The sequence below is a fragment of the Pseudomonas sp. EL_65y_Pfl2_R96 genome (assembly GCF_963970905.1).
Lineage (GTDB): Bacteria > Pseudomonadota > Gammaproteobacteria > Pseudomonadales > Pseudomonadaceae > Aquipseudomonas.
The window spans coordinates 1-492 of sequence record NZ_CAXAQH010000264.1; the positions used below are offsets into that span (position 1 = coordinate 1).

Annotated in this window: 1 rRNA gene; it reads left to right on the forward strand. The window is 50.8% G+C overall.

The features are described from left to right. A 23S ribosomal RNA gene (locus AACY49_RS30545) occupies positions 1–492 on the forward strand; the annotation flags it as partial.

The following is a 492-nucleotide window of genomic DNA, read 5'->3' on the forward strand; positions in this document are numbered from 1 at the left end:
AGCCCCGTATGCGAAAGTGAAATTGTCGGACTTGAGTAGGGCGGGACACGTGTAATCCTGTCTGAACATAGGGGGACCACCCTCTAAGCCTAAATACTCGTATGCGACCGATAGTGAACTAGTACCGTGAGGGAAAGGTGAAAAGCACCCCGATGAGGGGAGTGAAACAGTACCTGAAACGGATTGCCTACAAGCAGTTGGAGGGTCCTTGAGGCCTGACAGCGTACCTCTTGCATAATGGGTCTGTGACTTAATGTATCAAGCAAGCTTAAGCCGTTAGGTGTAGGCGCAGCGAAAGCGAGTCTGAATAGGGCGCCAGAGTTTGATGTATTAGACCCGAAACCCGGCGATCTAGGCATGACCAGGATGAAGGTGCGGTAACACGCACTGGAGGTCCGAACCGATTAACGTTGAAAAGTTACCGGATGAGTTGTGTTTAGGGGTGAAAGGCCAATCAAGCCGGGAAATAGCTGGTTCTCCGCGAAAACTATT